Source organism: Chlorobiota bacterium (assembly GCA_016700335.1).
Classification (GTDB): domain Bacteria; phylum Bacteroidota; class Ignavibacteria; order OLB7; family OLB7.
The window spans coordinates 1,128,996-1,149,491 of record CP065014.1; the positions used below are offsets into that span (position 1 = coordinate 1,128,996).

At 31.7% G+C, this 20,496-nt stretch carries 12 protein-coding genes; 4 read left to right on the forward strand and 8 right to left on the reverse strand.

All coding sequences use genetic code 11. From position 1 onward, the window contains the following. Window positions 1-5: 5 nt before the first annotated feature. Window positions 6-9,272 (forward strand): DUF11 domain-containing protein, encoded by a 9,267-nt coding sequence (locus tag IPP08_04570; protein ID QQS67444.1) that lies wholly within the window; start codon window positions 6-8, stop codon window positions 9,270-9,272. 141 nt (window positions 9,273-9,413) lie between these two features. Here the strand turns inward: IPP08_04570 and tsaE are convergent, their stop codons facing one another. Further along, window positions 9,414-9,860 carry a tRNA (adenosine(37)-N6)-threonylcarbamoyltransferase complex ATPase subunit type 1 TsaE gene (gene tsaE, locus IPP08_04575; GenBank protein ID QQS67445.1) on the reverse strand — a complete coding sequence of 149 codons (447 nt, stop codon included), beginning with the start codon at window positions 9,858-9,860 and terminating at the stop codon, window positions 9,414-9,416. Between the two features lie 218 nt (window positions 9,861-10,078). Here tsaE and IPP08_04580 point away from each other — a divergent pair, with 218 nt between their 5' ends. The 3 genes from IPP08_04580 to porV all read left to right on the forward strand — a co-directional run bounded on the left by IPP08_04580 (window position 10,079) and on the right by porV (window position 13,555). Continuing rightward, window positions 10,079-11,155, forward strand: a complete 1,077-nt coding sequence (locus IPP08_04580) for a hypothetical protein (protein QQS67446.1) — start codon at window positions 10,079-10,081, stop codon at window positions 11,153-11,155. A 54-nt stretch (window positions 11,156-11,209) separates the two neighbouring features. Next, window positions 11,210-12,199, forward strand: a complete 990-nt coding sequence (locus IPP08_04585; GenBank protein ID QQS67447.1) for an NAD-dependent epimerase/dehydratase family protein — start codon at window positions 11,210-11,212, stop codon at window positions 12,197-12,199. A gap of 234 nt (window positions 12,200-12,433) precedes the next feature. After that, window positions 12,434-13,555 (forward strand): type IX secretion system outer membrane channel protein PorV, encoded by a 1,122-nt coding sequence (gene porV / locus IPP08_04590; GenBank protein ID QQS67448.1) that lies wholly within the window; start codon window positions 12,434-12,436, stop codon window positions 13,553-13,555. Window positions 13,556-13,873: 318 nt separating this feature from the next. Here the strand turns inward: porV and IPP08_04595 are convergent, their stop codons facing one another. The 7 genes from IPP08_04595 to IPP08_04625 all read right to left on the reverse strand — a co-directional run bounded on the left by IPP08_04595 (window position 13,874) and on the right by IPP08_04625 (window position 20,461). Then, a complete protein-coding gene (locus IPP08_04595) occupies window positions 13,874-14,077 on the reverse strand; it encodes a dodecin domain-containing protein (GenBank protein ID QQS67449.1) in 204 nt (67 codons plus the stop codon). Between the two features lie 154 nt (window positions 14,078-14,231). After that, window positions 14,232-15,644: an NADH-quinone oxidoreductase subunit N gene (locus tag IPP08_04600; GenBank protein QQS67450.1), complete on the reverse strand. Its 1,413-nt coding sequence runs from the start codon at window positions 15,642-15,644 to the stop codon at window positions 14,232-14,234. A 3-nt stretch (window positions 15,645-15,647) separates the two neighbouring features. Beyond that, complete coding sequence (locus tag IPP08_04605; GenBank protein ID QQS67451.1) at window positions 15,648-16,631, reverse strand: branched-chain amino acid ABC transporter permease; 984 nt, start codon at window positions 16,629-16,631, stop codon at window positions 15,648-15,650. A gap of 61 nt (window positions 16,632-16,692) precedes the next feature. Continuing rightward, complete coding sequence (locus tag IPP08_04610) at window positions 16,693-17,601, reverse strand: branched-chain amino acid ABC transporter permease (GenBank protein ID QQS67452.1); 909 nt, start codon at window positions 17,599-17,601, stop codon at window positions 16,693-16,695. 82 nt (window positions 17,602-17,683) lie between these two features. After that, a complete protein-coding gene (locus IPP08_04615) occupies window positions 17,684-18,832 on the reverse strand; it encodes an ABC transporter substrate-binding protein (GenBank protein ID QQS67453.1) in 1,149 nt (382 codons plus the stop codon). A 201-nt stretch (window positions 18,833-19,033) separates the two neighbouring features. Next, entirely contained in the window at window positions 19,034-19,759 is a 726-nt protein-coding gene (locus tag IPP08_04620) for a hypothetical protein (GenBank protein ID QQS67454.1), read from the reverse strand. A 48-nt stretch (window positions 19,760-19,807) separates the two neighbouring features. Next, window positions 19,808-20,461 carry a hypothetical protein gene (locus tag IPP08_04625; protein ID QQS67455.1) on the reverse strand — a complete coding sequence of 218 codons (654 nt, stop codon included), beginning with the start codon at window positions 20,459-20,461 and terminating at the stop codon, window positions 19,808-19,810. Window positions 20,462-20,496: the final 35 nt, after the last annotated feature.

A 20,496-nucleotide genomic window follows, 5' to 3' on the forward strand; every position in this document is an offset into this window, starting at 1 on the left:
TGGTTTTGGCAGGTAATACAGCACATGCGAGGTATAATTTGTCTGGTACTAGCAGAGCAATGAAAAGTAATCAAATGGGTGACATTGAGATTTTGTGTAATAATACACCAATCGAACTAGGAAATAGAATTTGGTTTGATGTTAATTCTAATGGTATCCAAGATCCAAATGAATTGCCAATTTCAGGTGTAAAAGTAATTCTTCAAAAAGGTGATGGAACTTCTATAGATACTGTAATTACTAATACAAATGGAAATTATTTGTTTTCTAATGAAATTAAAACAAATTCTTTATTTGCTCATTATGGAATAGATTTGTTAAAACCAGGTTTGAATTTTAAATTAGTAGTACCAGATATTATAGGTGCAAATAAACAATCAATTTTATTAGTCAAAGTTTTAACTTCAACCGATGTTGGTGGACCTGGTCAACCTGATGTTAGAGATAATGATGCCTCTTTAATAGGGAATAATGGAGTAATTAATTTAACGACAGGAGTAAATGGTGAGACTAATCACACATTTGATATAGGCTTTACAATTCAAACATGTACTTCTCCCCAAATAAGTAGTTTAACAATTAATCAAGTTACATGTACAAATGGAGTAGCAAACAGTGATGGAAATATAGTAGTAGTAGCAACAGGAACAGCATATAATTGCAATACTGGAGCAACATATACTGGAACATTCGCAGGAAGCACAGCAATAACAGGCGGAACATTCACAAAAGGTTCATTGCCAAATCCAACAACAAGTGCAGGGCAACAATATACAATACGTATATATAATGGGCTTGATTCAACATGTTACAAGGATACCACAGTAACATTACCACAAGTTGTATGTTGTGCATTACCAGTATATAGTGGAATAGTAATAAACCCTGCAACATGTACAAACGGAGTAGCAAATTCAGATGGAAACTTAGTAGTAACAGTATTAGGAACTAAATATGGATGTAACACAGGCTCAGTATTTACTGGAGATTTTGCAGGAAGCACAGTAATAACAGGCGGAACATTTACAAAAGGATCACTACCAAATCCAACAACAGGAGCAGGTCAACAATATACATTCAGAGTGTATAATGGAGATAGCACATGTTACCAGGATACAACAGTAACATTGCCTCAAGTAAATTGTTGTGTTATATCAGTAATTTCTTCAGTTACAATAAACAGAGCAACATGTAATGGAGGAGTAGCAAACAGTGATGGAAATATAGTAGTAGTAGCAACAGGAACAGCATATAATTGCAATACTGGAGCAACATTTACTGGTACATTCGCAGGAAGCACAGCAATAACAGGCGGAACATTCACAAAAGGTTCATTGCCAAATCCAACAACAAGTGGTGGACAACAATATACAATACGTATATATAATGGGCTTGATTCAACATGTTACAAGGATACCACAGTAACATTACCACAAGTTGTATGTTGTGCATTACCAGTATATAGTGGAATCGCAATAAACCCTGCAACATGTACAAACGGAGTAGCAAATTCAGATGGAAACTTAGTAGTAACAGTATTAGGAACTAAATATGGATGTAACACAGGCTCAGTATTTACTGGAGATTTTGCAGGAAGCACAGTAATAACAGGCGGAACATTTACAAAAGGATCACTACCAAATCCAACAACAGGAGCAGGTCAACAATATACATTCAGAGTGTATAATGGTGATAGCACATGTTACCAGGATACAACAGTAACATTGCCTCAAGTAGCATGTTGTGTTTTACCAGTATTTACTTCAATAACAATCAATCCAGCAACATGTACCAGAGGAATTGATAATGGAGATGCAAGTATAGTAGTTGTGGTAAACGGAACAAAGTATTCTTGTAATACTGGAGCAACATATACTGGTACATTTGCAGGAAGCACAGCAATAACAGGTGGAACATTCACAAAAGGTTCATTGCCAAATCCAACAACAAGTGCAGGGCTACAATATACAATACGTATATATAATGGATTAGATTCAACATGTTACAAGGATACAACAGTAACATTGCCACAAGTAAATTGCTGTGTATTGCCAACAGTTGGTCAAGTAAGTATTATACAAGTAACTTGCGATCCATTAGGAGCACCAAATAGTGATGGAATGATAGATTTAAGCGGAATCACAAATGGAGATAAAGCTGATATCAAACAAGGAATAAGCTATTTAGGAGGTCCGGTATATGGAGCAGGAACAAACAAAACAGTAACAGGCGGAGCAGTTAGTTTCACAGGTTTATCTAATCCTGGCACTCCTGCTGGTCAATCTTATACAGTAAGAATTTGGTCATATAATGATACATGTTATAAAGACACAACAGTATTGTTACCAACAAAAACTTGTATAATACCAAAGGCAGCATTAGGAAATTTTGTTTGGAAAGATTATGATAGAAACGGAAGACAAGATGCATTAGAACCAGGAATACCAGGAGTTACAGTAACATTATGTGACAGTGCAAATAATGTACTTGGAACAGAAGTAACAGATGGATCTGGTCAGTATTTGTTTGATAGTCTAGAACCAAACAAAACATATATTGTAAAGTTCCCAACAGTATTACCAGATGGATGCAGACTAACAAGTCCAAATCAAGTTGGAGTTGCAGACAGTTTAGATAGTGATGCAGATGGAACAACAGGATCTACAACACCAGTATTTTTAGGACCAAAAGAGACAAACTTAACATTAGATGCTGGTTATATTATATCTTGCCCAACAAGTGCATTAATAGCAAATATCAACGGTCCAATATGTATAAATTCAGAAGTAACACTAAACGGGACAGTAACATTTGAGAATGGAGCATTACCATTTCAATATCAATTCTGTAGAGTAAATACAAATGGAAGTTATACACCAGTAGGAGCAATTGGAACAGTAACAAGTGGAACATCACCAGTTAATGTGTCAGTTACATTCACAGCAACAGCACTTGATAATGGAAAAACATTCATTTTGAAAGTAACAAAAGCACACTGTGAAGATTTAATTAGTGATAATACTGATCCAATTATAGTAGAAAGTTGTATACCTAATTTTATATTAGATCCATTAGAAGTAACATCAGCCTGCCCTGGAGATTATGTTACCTTGAACGGACATGTTGAAGGTTCTGATAATTCATTACCATTCACATATCAATTCTTCTGTGAAAAAGGAGGAGTGTTAACACCATTAGGTGTACCAATGACAGTAACAACTGGTACATCTCCATGGGCACTTTCACAAACAATTCTAATCACATCAGCTTATCATAATAAGAATTTTGTAGCGAAGATAACAAATATCTATACTGGACAAGCGGGAGTTTTCTCAAATTATGTTGGACCATTGAATGTTCGTAACAGCTGTTGTCCAACCCCAGAGATGAAGCCAGTAGTTGGAGGATGTCCAGGAGACTTCATACATTTGAATGCTGAAATTACAAGTGGAGTTTTCCCAATCACATATCAGTTCTTCTGTGAACAAGGTGGAGTTTATACACCAATATCACTACCAAAAACTGCATTGAGTGGAACATTCCCAATAGTAATTGCAGATTCAATAATAGCAACAACTGCATATAATGGAAAGAACTTCACAATAAAAGCATGGAGTCCTTTGGCATGTCCAACAGGAGTATACGCTGTAGGTGAAGGACCAATATCAATTCGTAATAAATGTTGTCCAAGAGAAGAGGTAATAGATCCATTACCACAGTGTGTAAATGATACATTTAGAATTAGTGGCACAGTATTTACACCAGAGTTTCCATTTACATATCAATTCTTATGTTATGATGGAACAACTTATACACCAGTTGGATTAGCTAAAACAGTGTTAAGTGGTACATCACCAGTAAGTATAACAAGTGATGTAATTCAAGCAACAAATGCAATAAATGCAAAACAATATACTCTAAGAGTAACAACAGCAACTTGTCCTTATCCAGGCACATTGGCAGTAACAAGTGAGCCATTAGTAGTAACAAGTCCATGTTGTCCAAAACCAGCATTAACAATAGATCCAACAAATGTATGTTGGGGTGACAAAGTAATGTTGAATGGAACAATCAGCAGTAAAGAGTTCCCAGTTACATATCAATACTTCTGTGAAGTAGGTGGTGTTTATACAGCAGTAACTCCAGCAAGAACATTGTTATCAGGTATAACTAATACACCAATATCAGTAGTAGATTCATTTATAGCAACAACATCTCATAATGGAAAGAACTTCACATTGCAAGCAAGAACATCACAATGTCCAAATGGAGTTTATGCGGTAAATGCAGGACCATTAACAGTAAGAAATAATTGTTGTCCAAATCCAAGCATAACATTAGAACCAAACAACGTGTGTTATGGAGATACAATACATTTGGCATCAACAATATTTACGCCTGAGTTTCCATTACATTATCAATTCTACTGTGAAACAGGAGGAACTTATACACCAGTAAGCCCAGCAATGACGGTATTAAGTGGTACATCCCCAGCAACAGTAAATTGGGATGTAGTAGCAACAACAGCATTTAACGGAAAGAACTTCACAGTTAAAGCATGGACAAATGGAATATGTCCAGCTGGAGTATTTGCAATAAATGCAGGACCATTAACAGTAAGAAACAATTGTTGTCCAAAAATCAATATAGATTCAATCACACCACAACCGGTATGTATAGGAGAAACATTTGAAGTAAATGCAACAATACAAACAGCATTGTATCCAGTAAGTTATCAAATATATTGTGAGCAAGGGGGCAACTATACAGCACTAGAACCACCAGTAACAATAGTTAGTGGCACAGGAACAGAGACAATAGATGAGAGTATAATTGCAACAACAAACTTAAGTGGAAAGAATATCGTAATAAAAGTATGGAACAGCACATGTCCAAATGGAGTATATTCATTAAACTACGGACCATTTAGAACAAAGTTCTGTAGATTTGATTTGGCGTTACGCAAGAAGATAGACTTCACAGCAACACCATCACCATTTGTACCAGGAAGTGATGTAACATTCCAAATAGAGGTATTTAATCAAGGAGATATAGCTGCATATAATGTAGAAGTAACAGATTATATACCATCAAATTTCACATTAAATGATGGAAGTTGGACATCAGTAGGAGGAGGAAAGGTAACGAAGACATTAGCGGGACCAATAATGCCAAATACAAGTCAAATGTTAAGTATAACATTGAAGATAGATCCGAACTTCAGAGGAGATTTAATAGTAAATACCTCGGAGATAAGCAAAGCGGATAATGATGATAATCCAGCAACACCAAATGCGTATGTAGATATCGATTCAGATCCAGACAACGACATCAACAATGATGGAGTAGCAAAGAACGATATGATAGATGAGGATGGAAAGAACAATCCAAATGATGATGAGGATGATCATGATATTGAACCTGTAAGAGTAGATAGATTTGACTTGGCATTAACCAAGAAGATTCAACAACCATCACCAAGTTCATATAGTCCTGGGGATACAGTAAATTATGTAATAGAAGTAACAAACCAAGGAACAATACCTGCAAACTATATAGAGGTAACAGATTATATTCCAAGTGGACTTATTTTAATAGATAATCAATGGACAATCCCAGTAGGCAACACAACAACAAGACCGTTTTTTGCAACATTGCCACCAGGATCATCATATCAGATGAATATCAGATTTAGAATAGATCCAAATTATACAGGAGGAGATATAACAAATGTATCGGAGATAGATTCAACAAACACACCATACGGACCGTTTGTAGATATCGATTCATGGCCAGATAACAATCCAAATAATGATGGAACAGCAAAGAATGATGTAACAAATGAGGATAGAAAACTTGATGGAACAAAGGATGAAGATGATTCAGATCCAGAAACAATCAAGGTGGTATTAGATGCACAATTAGGAGATAAGGTATGGTATGACAACAACCTAAATGGCATTCAAGATCCAAGCGAACCAGGAGTAAAAGATGTAATAGTATGTTTATATAATGGATCAACATTATTAAAACAAGATACAACAGATGCAAATGGAAATTACTTATTCGAGAAACTATCACCAGGCACATATTCAGTTAAGTTCAAAGATCTACCAAGTGGATATATATTCACAGACAAAGATCAAGGAACAAATGATAGTACAGATAGTGATGCAGATATAACAGGATCAACAGTAAGTACAGTACTAACAGCAGGTGAAAAGGATAGCACATGGGATGCGGGCATCTGGAAGCCAGCATGTATAGGAAACAGAATATGGGTTGATTTAAATAAAGATGGCATACAGGATAATGGAGAGCCAGGAGCATTTGATGTAGGAGTAACATTATACAAATCAGATGGAAGCTTGGTATCAACACAGAATTCAGTAGCAGGAGGAATGTATAAGTTTGGAGGCTTACGTCCAGGAGATTACTATGTAGTATTTAACAAACCAGCATTCTTTGATGGATTTACAATAAAAGATCAAGGAAGCAATGAAGATAAAGATAGTGACGTAGATCCATTAGGAAAAACAGTAGTCACAAATTTAGTATCAGGTGAGTATGATTCAACATGGGATGCAGGATTGATAGTAGAAGATGTTAAACCAGCATGTATAGGAGATAGAGTATGGGTAGATCAAAACAATAATGGAATCCAAGAATATGGAGAAGCAAGTGCATCAGGAGTAGAAGTAATATTGAAGCAAGCAGACGGTACACCAGTAGATACAATGTACACAGATGCATTTGGATATTATAGTTTCTGTGACTTAATGCCAGGCGACTATTATGTATGTTTCAGATTACCAGATAACTTTGAATGGGCACCAAGCAATCAAGGAACAAATGATAGCTTAGATAATGATGTAAATCCAAATACAGGCTGTACAGAAGTAACAACATTAACATCGGGAGAAAATGATCCAACATGGGACGCAGGATTACATCCGAAACAAGTAGTACTACTAGCATCAATAGGAGATAGAATATGGGTAGATACAGATAAAGATGGAATCCAAGATTCAGGAGAACCAGGAGCAAGTGGAGTATGTGTAAAATTGTACAAATCAGACGGGTCATGGGTAGGAACAATGAATACAGATGGCACTGGACATTATGAATTCACAGGATTAATACCAGGAGATTATTATGTAGAATTCTGTTTACCAAATGAATTTACATTTACAAATAAAGACCAAGGAACAAATGACAGCTTGGATAGTGATGTAGATCCAATAACACGCAGAACGATAGTAACAACATTGGTAGGAGGAGAAAACGATCCAACATGGGATGCAGGATTGGTAACAAAAGAGATCTTAGCAAGTGTAGGAGATAGAGTATGGGTAGATACAAATAAGAATGGCATACAAGATCCAGGAGAACCAGGAGCAAGTGGAGTATGTGTAAGACTATACAAATCGAATGGAGATTTTGTAGCTCTAACATATACAGATGGAACAGGATATTACTTGTTCGATGGACTTCAAGCAGGAGATTATTATGTAACATTCTGTTTACCAGATAACTTTACATTTACAATTCAAGATCAAGGAGGGAATGAAGCAACCGATAGTGATCCAAATATCACAACAGGAACAACAGCAACATTTACATTGAATGCAGGAGATGCAAAACGCGATGTAGATGCAGGATTAGTATCAACACCAGAAGTGGCGTCAATAGGGGACAGAGTGTGGGTAGACTTAAATAAAGATGGAGTACAAGATGTAGGAGAACCAGGAGCATTTGATGTAAAAGTAGTGTTACATAATGCAGATGGTTCAATAGTATCAGTAACACATACAGTAGCAAATGGATTCTATCAATTTACAGGATTAACACCAGGAGATTACTATGTAACAGTATGCAAACCAGATGAGTTTGAATACACAGTAAGAGATCAAGGAGGAAACGATGCAAAAGATAGTGATGTGGATCCATTAACAGGAAATATGATAGTAACAACACTAGTTGCAGGAGAAAACGACATGACATGGGATGGAGGCTTGATAGTAAAAGATCAACCACTAAAAGCAGTAATAGGAGATAGATTGTGGTTAGATAAAAACAAAAACGGAGTACAAGATCCAGGCGAACCAGGAGTACCAAATGTGAAAGTATGTTTGTATAAAGCAGATGGAACAATAGTAAGATGCGATACAACAGACTCAAATGGAAATTACTTGTTCACAGAAGTAGATCCAGGATGTTATTACGTTAAGTTTGGCTTACCAACAGGATATGACTTCACATCCAAGGATCAAGGAAGTAATGATGCAATAGATAGTGATGTAGATTTAATGACAGGAATGACAAGTACATTCTGTGTAGTAGGAGGAGAAACAAAACTAGATGTAGATGCAGGGGTAGTATGCCATGCACCAACAGTAGTGCCAAGTATTACATCACGTGGAGATGCAAACGAACTTGAGATAACGCTAACAGGAATAGTAACAGGAATAGATCCAACGTTTAATTATCAATTCTGTGTAGTAGTAAATGGAGTATCAACCCCATTACAAGGAGTACAGATGATAACAAACGGAACACAACCATTTATCTTAACATACACATTCATAGGTACAAGTGCAGACTTATCTAAGAAATATGTATTGAAGGTAGGAAAAGAGGATTGTCCAATAGAGGTAGTATTACCAGTAGAGTTAGCAGAATTTACAGGAGAGTTGATAGACAATGGAATTGCAAAACTAGATTGGAGAACAGCATCAGAAACAAATAATGCAGGGTTTGACTTAGAACGCAGCATAGTAAGAAACGGAGTAGAAGGACCGTTTGAATTTGTAACATATGCAAAGAGTCAATCACAAGGAGGCACATCAGCAAGTGGATATAAATATAATCACAGCGATGATGTAAATTGGTTAATAGGAGATGCAGAGAAGTTAGTATATCGCTTGAAGATAAAAGATATAGATGGAAGATTTGAGTATGCAAAACAACGAGTAACAATCGAGTTGAAGGAAGAGGTAACAGCAGGCTTAAGATTAAATTTAAGCAATGCAACACCAAACCCAGCAAACACAAAAGCAAAGTTCACATATACAGTACCAGTAGCAACAAAAGTTACAATAAACATATATGATGGAACAGGAAAGATAGTAAAAGTAATTGAAGAAGGTCAAGTAAGTGAAGGAAGCCACGAAGTGGTAATGAACTTACAAGATTTATCAAGTGGAGTTTATCGTTACAGTTTAAACGCAATGGGAAAAAGCGTAACTAAATCAGTAACGGTTGTAAAATAAAGGATCGCAGAACATTATTATAAAAGCAGGCGTGGGGCTATCTCCATGCCTGCTTTGTTTTTATATTAATAAAATTTATTGTGAATAATTTATTTAATGAATACTAGTTAATTAAAATTACTATATTTTAAAGAATAACAATTACAATTTAATAATTTTAATATTTCTTGTTTCTTTATCTTCGGCAATTTGAAACTCTATTATGTAATTTGAAAATTCTAATAAATTACTTGATTTTTCTGCCCATTCAATTAATTTAATAGATTGTAAATCGTTAATTATATCCTCAAATCCAATTTCAGATAATTCATTCTGATTATTTATTCTATACAAATCAATGTGTGAAATTAACACTTTATCTTTATGATTATTTAAACCATTATACTCGTTTATTAGAGTGTATGTAGGGCTTGATACAATTTCTTTAACTTTTAATTTTTTGCATATCCCTTGTATAAATTTGGTTTTGCCAAAACCTAGTTCACCATAAAAAGAAACAATATCACCATTAACTAAAGTACTTGCAAACTTCTCTCCAAGTTTTATAGTTTGTTGTTCATTAATTGATGTGAAAATTTCTAAACTCATTAAAAAATATAATTTGAAATTTATTGATTTACATTTGGAATATTTAATAAAATTAAGAGAAATTTCTTCTCTGAATAAAAAATATAAAGTAATTATAAATTTTTTAAAATAATTAACAGATTTCCATTATTTTAATTTTGAATTTTAATATTGCATAATATAAATTCATTGCTTAGGTTATAGTAATATTTTTTAACAAAAATAAACCTTTGGAAATTATGAAATCAAAATTAAATGTTTTTTACTTTTTCACTTTGGTATTTTTATTATCGATAATTTTATCGTTAAATAATTTACTTGCTCAAAATGTAACAATAACTTTAAAGAGACCACCTCCAAATCAGTTAAAGTTAGCTGACTTATGGGAGATTACAATAAATAATCCATCAAGATCCAATTTACAAGTATTTTTACATGGTACTGTTGTAGAATCAGTTGATGGATTGGTTGTAGATGCAAACTCAAAAGTATTTACTCTTCCACCTGGATTAAAAATTTACAGAGGAAGTGAAGTAGAACCAGTTAAAGTTAATTCTGTCCAAGATAAATATAAGATACCTTTTCTAAGAACTGGCAAAGTACCAGATGGAATATATAGGGTTTGTGTAGAAGTAATTTTAGCCGATAGAAATACTATTATAGGAACTGATTGTTTTGATCAAGTTGTAAAAAATATTTCTCCACCAATATTAATTACTCCAAATGAAGGATCTGAAATAAATGAAATATTACCAATTTTTACATGGTTAGCGCCAAGACCAATAACATCTGGATTTAGTGTTACATACAAATTTAAATTAGTTACATTATTTAGAGGTCAAACCCCACTTGATGCAATGGTATCAAACCCATCAATTCTTGAACAATCTAACATTTTTCCAACATTTTTTCAATTTCCTATAAGTGCACGTCAATTAGTTCCAAATACAAATTATGCTTGGAAAATTTCTGCATTTAATGGGAGAACTTTACTTGGAGAAAGTGAGATTTGGTGGTTTTTGTACAAACCTTTAAAAATTAATGGTAGAGATGGGGTTATAAAAGACAGAAACAGTGGGGATTTTTCAGATATTCCAATTAAAAGGAAGGATCCATTCACTGGATTTAAGGATAATGGTAGGTTAAGAAATCCTTTTAATAATCCAATAGTAAGAACACCAAATGATAAAGATTTTATACCTGTTGGTGATTTATTTGAAACTGATATTATAACATTAGCTTTAATTCCAACAGAAATTCCAAATGATATTTCTAAGGACTTGTTAGGAGAATTATTACGTAAATGTTATAAGTAAAATCATAAAGAAATTAATTTCCCAAGTATATTTTAGTAAATAATATAAGTATTAATGAAAGTTTTAATTACAGGAGCAACTGGATTTATAGGTAGTCATTTAACTGAACAACTTTATAAAAAAGGGTACGATATTAGAGTTTTTTGTCGTTCAACTTCAAATCTAAAATATATAAACCATCTGCCAATAGAATATGTTTATGGTGATTTCATGGATCTTAATTCTTTAGAAGCAGCGGTAAAAGATGTCGATTATATTTATCATGTTGCGGGTGTTGTAGCTGCAAAAAATCGGAAAGAATTTTTTGACGGCAATCAAGTATCAACTAGAAATATGTTATCTGCAGTAATAAAACATAATATAAATATTAAAAAATTTATTCATGTTTCAAGTTTAGCTGCTATTGGTCCTGCACTTGATTCAAAACACCCAGTTGATAGTAATACAAAACCACACCCAATTACAACTTACGGTGAAAGTAAACTTGCTGCTGAAGTAGAAGTATTAAACGTTATGAATTTGATTCCATGTACTATAGTTAGACCCCCAGCAGTTTATGGAGAACGAGACATAGGAGTTCTATCGTTTTTTCAAACAATGAAGAAATCGGGTTTTGCACCAATAATTGGATTTGGTAAGAAATTAATTAGTTTAGTTCATCAAGATGATTTAGTTAGAGGAATTATTCTAGCTGGTGAATCTCATAATACCAATGGTAAAAGTTATTTTATATCATCCAATAAGTTTTATACTTGGGAGGAAATAGGAGAAGTTACTGCAAAAGTTTTAGGAAGGAAAAGAGCTCGTTACATTCATGCCCCTCATGCAGTCGTTTATGTAGCTGCTGCAATTAGTGATTTTATTGGAAGGTTCCAAAAGAAACCACCAATTTTTGATTTTGAAAAAGGAAAAGATATTACGCAACCTTTTTGGATTTGTAGTGTTATAGACTCAAAGAACGATTTTGGGTATGAACAACAAATTACAGTAGAAGAAGGAGTTGAAAGAACTATAAATTGGTATACTAAGGAAGGTTGGCTTTAGATTGAAATTAAAACTAATATTTATATTTTTTTTATAGTTACTATTTTTTACTTATTTTTTTATTACAATGTTATATATTTGCTAGTATAAAATTAATTATTCTTAATACTTAAATTTTTAATAAACTATAGCTTTAAATTTTACATTTTTACACTGTCCTAACATTTATCATTTAATTAGACTTTTTGTAGGAAATTTAAAGTTTTCTACAAATCTATTTTTTTTCAATCAAAAATGAAAAATATTAATTTTAAGCTTAATTTGTTTGTTAATTATTTAACAATCCCTTTAATTTTTTTTAGTTTATCAAATATAGAAATTAAAGCTCAAACAACTGGCGGATCAGCAGTTCCATTTTTATTAATTGCACCAAGTGCCCGATATGGAGGTATGGGCGAAATGGGTACAGCAATAGCCGATGATGAGCATTCTACACATTATAATATTGCTGGTTTAGCATACCAAAATCATACTAAAGTTGGTCTTTCTTATTCAAAATGGTTGCCTCAATTTAATGCAGATTTGCATTACGGTTATTTAACTGGTTGTACTTATATGCCAAGTTTAGGTGGTACATTGTCTGGTGAATTTACATACTTAGATTTAGGTGAATTTCAAAGAACTTTTGAAAATGGTGCTTTAGGAGAAAAATTTAGATCCGTTGAATATGCACTCGCTGTTGGTTTTGCTACAAAACTTTCTGATGAATTTGGAGCAGGAATTCAAGGTAGATTTATTAACTCTATGTTATCAAGCATTGGAGTTGGTCAAGAAAAACAAAGCGGTAGTGGTGCCAGTGTTGGTTTTGATTTAGGTGTGCTTTGGAATCCAAATTTAAAAATCGATGGTTTTCCAGAAAAACCTTTGAAAGTTGGTGCAACATTTACAAATATAGGACCAAAGATTTTCTATATTGATATTGCTCAAGCAGATCCATTACCAACGACTTTGAGAACAGGAATAGCATTCCATCTATTACAAGATGAATTTAATGATATGACCATAGGTGCAGATATAACCAAACTTTTAGTTAATCGTCCTTCTAAAGACTTGGTAGATCCTGTACCTAAATCATTATGGACTTCTTGGGGGAATGGAAAGGGTGTTGAATTATCTTTAGGTGCTGAATATTGGTATGAGAAATTAGTTGCGTTACGTGCTGGTTACTTTACTGAGAGTGCTGCTGGTGGAAACAGAAAATTTTTAACATTTGGAGCTGGATTAAGGTATGATATATATGGCATTGATTTTAGTTATATTAACACAATAGAAACTGCACATCCTTTGGCAAATACTTTAAGATTTACATTGGGAATTGATTTAGATAAAAACGATACTCCAAACGTACCAAATTAAAACTTTCTTGTTTTTATATATAGCAGAGTGCATTATTGTTTGCACTCTGTTTTTTTTAGAGTTGATTTATTCTAATTAAAGTTATTAAATGTTTAATATACTTGTTAAAAATTGATTTTTAGTTAAAGTAATTTTTAATATAGAAATTAGTAAACTTACAAATGATGCAAATAATTTGATCACTTTTATATACTTAATGTAAAAATAAGTGCTCTCCAAATTGTAAGAATTATTTATTAATAAAAATCCCTACAAATTATTTAAAATTGTAGGGATTTTTACTTATTCGCTTAATTAATTTTAGTACATTACAAATGTTTAATTTAAAACAAAGGTTATCTTAAGTGTTACTCTATATTCTGTTATTTTACCTTCATTAACAGTTAATTTCTGGTCTTTAACCCATGCACCTCTTATATTATGTAGAGTTTTGTTAGCTCTTTCAATTCCTCCGCTTATTGCATCATCAAAACTTATAGTTGAAGATGAAATTACTTCTGTTACTTTTGCTACTGTTGCCATTTTGAATTTTAAATTGATTATTAGTTGTTATATATTTAACTTTCCAGTTTATAATTATTTGTAAAAATCATTTACTATTAGTATTGTAAAATAAATTCGAACTATATTAGATTTATTAAGAATTTTAATTGTATAAATACTTTTTATTAAAAATTTATTTAGTCCAACTTAGAATTAACTCAGGAATAAATCCTATTACCAATGAACCAGAAACTAATACACCTAAAACTAATTTGGAATAATTAATTACTCTAGCCTGCTCTAAACTTGATTCATTTGATTTAAAGAACATATTTACAATTATACCTAAATAGAACCAAGCTGAAATAATAGATGAGATTACACTAACAATAGCTAACCACGTTCTACCTGAATCAATTGCTGAAAGGAATAAGTAATACTTACCGAAAAATCCTGCAAATGGTGGTATTCCCAATAAAGAAAGCATAAACAATGATAAGATTAGGGCTATTACTGGGTTAGTCTTTCCAAGACCTATGTAGTCTTTTACTTGAATATATTCACCTTTAATATTTTCTAAATTTCCTATTAAAACAAAAGCTCCAAGTTGCATAAACAAATAAGAACACATATAATACAGAACCCCAATATATCCCATTTTATTTCCAGATGCAATTCCCATTAAAGCATAACCAGCATGGGAAATTGAACTATAAGCTAACATTCTTTTAATATTTGTTTGACTTAAAGCTAAAATATTTCCAGATAACATTGTAATGGCAGATAAAATTGCAATTACTAAAGTTAAATCTGTTGAATTTAATTTTGGATAAATTACAGACATAACACCAACAAACCCACTAAAAGCGGCTGCTTTACCTGCAGTACTCATAAAACCTGTAACAATTGTTGGTGCTCCTTCATATACATCTGGTACCCATTGATGAAAAGGAAAAATACCTACTTTAAAACTAAAACCTATTATAATTAATGAAAATCCACAAATTGTAAGAAGTGAATATTTTTCAAAAAAATTAGCACTTATTTGGGTAAAATTTGTAGAACCAAAAGAGCCATATAACAATGCAATTCCATACATTAAAAATCCTGTAGCAAACGCACCTAACAAAAAATATTTAACAGACGATTCATTTCCCTTAAGGTCCTTTTTAATTATTCCTGTTAATACATAAAAACAAATTGACATTATTTCAATACCTATAAAAATCATTATCAAGTCGTTTGAATGAGATATAATAAGCATACCAGATATTGACATTAAAACAATTGTATAGAATTCATCGAGAATACCATTGAATTTTTCAAAATAGTTTTTTGCAGAAAGAATAGTAATAATTCCAGCAATACAAAAAACAAAATCAAAAATTATACTATAACTACTAGTCTTAACCATACCATTCATTGCAATTCCAGTAAGGTTAATATTCATAAAAGCTGATGCTAATGTTAACAATAATCCAATAACCGAAACTGAAGTACATAATTTAGTACTATTTTTTACTAAAGCATCTAATACCATTACTATAACAGCAAAAGTGCTAACAATTAATATAGGTAAGGAAATTATTAAATCTTGTTGGTTCATTTATTATGCTTTTTTAAAATCTGATTTTTTCTTAGAAAATATTTTCATTAAATTAAAACTTCCAAATATACCTTGAGGTCTGGTTAACATCAAAATAATAAGAGCTAAAGAATAAATAGACATTCTAAAATCACCTAAATTTACACTACCAAATTTAATTCCTCTAAGCCATTCAGGTAAATAAGTAAGCAATGCAGCCGCAGCCATAACACCATAAGTGGAGCCCATACCACCCATTATAACCATTACAACAATTTCTACACTTCTAACAAATCCAAAATCTTCAGGAGAAATTAATCCATTATAATTACCATACAATCCACCAGCAATTCCAGCAAAAAATGCACCAATAACAAAAGCTATTACTTTGTACCTTGTAGTATTTATTCCCATTGCTTCTGCAGCAATTTCATCATCACGTACTGCTAAAAAACCTTTACCATAAGTAGAACGCATTAAGTTTTGTATAATAAAAACAACAATTGCAAGTGTGATAAAAATCCATAAAAAATTAGTATATCGAGGTAATCCTGCAAGTCCTAAAGCACCTCCTAGATAATCAATATTTTGTATAACAACCCTTATAATTTCTCCAAACCCTAAGGTGACTATTGCAAGATAATCTCCTTTTAATCTTAAAGATGGAATACCTACTAAAAGCCCAGCAATAGCAGCAGCAATTCCACCTGCAAGTAAAGAAATTAGCAAGACAAAATGTTGTGAACCTCCTTCGAGTGAAGTTCCCAAAACTTTAGGTAATAACATAGTTGAAAAAACTACCGAAGTATAAGCACCTATTGACATAAATCCGGCGTGTCCCAAGGAAAACTGTCCTGTAAATCCATTAACTACATTTAAAGAAACAGCCAATATCATTGAAATACCTATATATATTACAATTCTACCATTATAAGATCCAAGCATATCAAAACCAAATGATAAAACTATAATTCCAATAATAGAAAAAATTAAAAAAATGTACCGCATATAAAAAATTAGAAAATTGAATTAGATTAAAATCCATTTCAAACAAAAATTAGAACTAAAATTATACTTTTTCAGATGCTGCTTTTCCTAATAACCCAGATGGTTTAAATAATAATATTATAATAAGTAATGAAAAAACAATAGCGTCTTTAAATGTAGGTGAAATATAACCAGCAGTTAGTGTTTCAACAATTCCAATTAAAAACCCACCTAATGCTGCTCCTGGAATATTACCAATGCCACCCACAACAGCTGCTACAAAGGCTTTTAAACCTGGAAGAACACCCATTAAAGGGTTAATTTTTGGATAAGTTGAAGCAAATAAAATAGCTCCAGCACCTGCCAATGAAGATCCAATAAAAAAAGTAAAAGTTATAATTCTATTAGTATTAATACCCATTAATGATGCAGCATTCAAATTCATAGAAACGGCTCTCATAGCAGTACCAACTTTGGTTTTCATAACTATAATTCTTAACACATACATCAAACCAACAGACACAAATACTACAACTGTTTGTTGTAATGAAATTGGAATTGATCCTAAGTTAAAAAGTACAGTATTTGGAATCAATGTAGGGAAAGTTTTATAATCTGCACCAAATACTTGTGGTAACTGACCAGTATATTCTAAGAAAAGTGAAACCCCAATTGCAGTAATTAATACTGTTAATTTAGGTCTGTCTCTTAATGGTCTATATACAAGATACTCAATTAACATCCCTAATAGCCCACAAGCAATCATTGTAATAATTAGAACTATAATAGATGTAACTGACCCTTCTCCGAATGTATTAGTAATTCTTGGAATGCTATAATAACCTATGTAAGCACCAACCATAAAAACATCAGAATGGGCGAAATTAATAAAACGCAATACCCCAAACACTAAAGTATAGCCTAAAGCTATAAGTGCATAAATAGCACCTAAAGAAATTCCATTTATTATCTGTTGTAAAAATTCATTCATAAATTACTAATTGGTAATTAATATCAACAATTAAAAAAATTATGTAAATAGTTGATTTATAAATCTAAAAAAACTGGTAGTATTATGGAGCAACTGTTGTACTATAAGTGAATTTCCCATTTTTAATCTCTAAAACTACAGCAGATTTATTTGCGTTCCTGTTAGCATCAATTGTTATGTTTCCAGTAATTCCAGGATAATTTTTAAGGTTCGTGATCCCGTTTTTAATCACCTCAGATGTAGCAGAACCACCATCTTTAATTGTTTTAGCAATAATCATCATTGCATCATAACCCAATGCGGACATGGCACCTGGAGTTTTGCCACTATAAGTAGATGTAAATTTAGAAATAAAATTCTTAACTATAGTAGATGTATCTTCTTCTGAATAATGATTTGTAAAGAAAGAACCTTCTAATGCTTGCTTTGCAGCACCTTGAGTTAGTACAGGAGAATCCCAACCATCACCTCCTAATAAAGGTGCTTTAATTCCTAACTCTCTAGCTTGAACAGCTATCAAGCTTGTCTCAGTATAATACCCTGGAACAAAAATTACATCTGGATTTTTTGCTTTAATTGCAGTTAATTGAGCCTTAAAATCGCTTTCACCACCTTGATAAGATTGTTCTTCAACAATATTTCCACCCATTGAACTAAATTGCTTTGTAAAGTTAGCAGTTAAACCAACAGAATATGCATTTGCATTATCTTTTAATACAGCTGCTGTTTTCTTATGAAGATTATCAAATGCAAATTTTGCTAAAACACTTCCTTGGAAAGGATCGATATAACAAATCCTAAATACATAATCACCTGTTTGAGTTACTTTTTCATTTGTTGAAGCAGGAGAAACCATTGGAATCTTATTTCTTTGACAAATTGGACCACCAATTAAGGATCTTCCAGAAGCCACTTCACCTATTATAGCAATTACTTTATCATTGCCAATTAATTTCTCAACCGCATTACCAGCTCCTTGAGGATTTGATTGAGTGTCTTCAGTAATTAATTCAATTTGTTTTCCTACTAATCCCCCAGATTTATTTATTTCATCAACTGCCATTTTAACTCCAGCATCTACTTCAGTTCCAAAAGTTGCTTCTTTTCCAGTTAATGATGCATAATGACCTATCTTAATAGTCTTAGATTCTGTTGGAGAATCACCTCCAGATTTTGTACAGGAAGTAATAGTTACTGCAACAAGTGCAATAAGTAAACAAAATTTATTCATAAAATTAAAAGTTGGGAATAAAATTAGAGAGGAATTAAATATTAAATTTTAATTCACAAATTTAAGGTTTAAGTTTATATCAAAGAGAGGGAATTTTACAAGATCATAAAAAAGAAAAAATATAACCCAACATATAAAAATGAATTTTGAAAAATTACTTTAAATAATAATTTAATAAATTAAACAGTTACTAATGAAAATTTATTTGACATTTAATCCTGATCCCGATTGAATAATTTTTGTACTATCTGAAGTTGAATCAGAAGGAATGATAGCAAATTGCCAAGATAAACCTAAATGAACAGATGCAGTTTGTCCATTAAAAACACTATTACAAATTTGGATATCATGACTAAACACTTCATTTATACTACAACCAATTGAAAAATTCAAGTTTAACCAACCAAATTTATTATTAATTATTGATGATATTATTGATCCAATCCTTGGTTCAATCATAAGGTTCATATTTTTTACATCAACATCAAGAATTTTATCTGTAAAGGAGGTATGAATTTTGGATGAAACTGGGATTCCAATATTAATTCCAACAAATAATCTTTCTAATGAAATGTAAGGGAATAAAGTTATGTATTTTGGGTTTATTTGAGCTATTGTATCAAAGTTATTAAATTTAATTGAAGCTATTGCTCTTTCATCATAATAAATTCCAAAACCTAAAGCTAATTTCTTAGTTTTATAAAGTGGAAATCGGCTAATTAAACCAATTCTTAATTTACCTATATACCCATCATTAAAATAAAATGAATCAGGATTATTCATAGACATAAACGCACCTCCAGAAATATCCACTCCAATTGTAGGATAATAGGTACCAAGCATGTCTGGAGTAGTTCTTCTTTGAGAAAAAGTACTTGTAAATGTAATCAAAGATAACACAAAAACCAAATTAAATTTGTTAAACAATTTTATGATTTAATAAATTACTTTAAGATAGTATTTAATACAAAAACTTCAGAACTTAAATCCAATTTGTAAAGATATGTTCGCATTAAATATCTTACTATTGAATTTAAAATTTGAAAGGTTAATATCATTTAAAAACAAGTTGTTAATTGGAAATCCAAAGTTAAAATTCAACTTTGTTTGAACCAAATTATTATCGATTATCCTCCATAAAGTTGATCCTATAATCGGTTCAATTCTAATAGCCATTTTTTCCAAATGTATATTATTTAAATTATATAAATTAGAACTAAAAGATGTTTCAATTGGAAAACTAAAATTAACTCCTAATATCAACCTATCAATATTAATTTGAGGGTAAATATATAGGTATTTGATTTGAAATTCAATTGATGAATCTGGAAAGAATATCCTATAACATTTACCTTTTAAATTTTCAAAGCCAAAATAAATTGTTGAATTTACTTTACTATATTTAGATAAAGGTATTGCTGTAAAAAATCCAAGTTTATATCCTCCAATTCCAAAATCTCCTGTTAGCAAACTATCTTTTAAATCTAAGGAGATAGATAAATTAGCATAAAAATCCATACCAATTAAAACTGAATAATTAGTAGTGTTTAACTTTGGAAATGTTAATTGACAAAATGATTTATTACTTAATATTAGAAATAATAAAATTAAAATAGAAGTTAACTTCATAAAAAAAACTTTACAATATAAACTTACAAAAATTT

Bases quoted from the DNA above. Each gene is read 5' to 3' on its own strand.
- tsaE (QQS67445.1), bottom strand. From the start codon at position 9,860: ATGAGTTTAGAAATTTTCACATCAATTAATGAACAACAAACTATAAAA.
- IPP08_04580 (QQS67446.1), top strand. From the start codon at position 10,079: ATGAAATCAAAATTAAATGTTTTTTACTTTTTCACTTTGGTATTTTTA.
- IPP08_04585 (QQS67447.1), top strand. From the start codon at position 11,210: ATGAAAGTTTTAATTACAGGAGCAACTGGATTTATAGGTAGTCATTTA.
- porV (QQS67448.1), top strand. From the start codon at position 12,434: ATGAAAAATATTAATTTTAAGCTTAATTTGTTTGTTAATTATTTAACA.
- IPP08_04595 (QQS67449.1), bottom strand. From the start codon at position 14,077: ATGGCAACAGTAGCAAAAGTAACAGAAGTAATTTCATCTTCAACTATA.
- IPP08_04600 (QQS67450.1), bottom strand. From the start codon at position 15,644: ATGAACCAACAAGATTTAATAATTTCCTTACCTATATTAATTGTTAGC.
- IPP08_04605 (QQS67451.1), bottom strand. From the start codon at position 16,631: ATGCGGTACATTTTTTTAATTTTTTCTATTATTGGAATTATAGTTTTA.
- IPP08_04610 (QQS67452.1), bottom strand. From the start codon at position 17,601: ATGAATGAATTTTTACAACAGATAATAAATGGAATTTCTTTAGGTGCT.
- IPP08_04615 (QQS67453.1), bottom strand. From the start codon at position 18,832: ATGAATAAATTTTGTTTACTTATTGCACTTGTTGCAGTAACTATTACT.
- IPP08_04625 (QQS67455.1), bottom strand. From the start codon at position 20,461: ATGAAGTTAACTTCTATTTTAATTTTATTATTTCTAATATTAAGTAAT.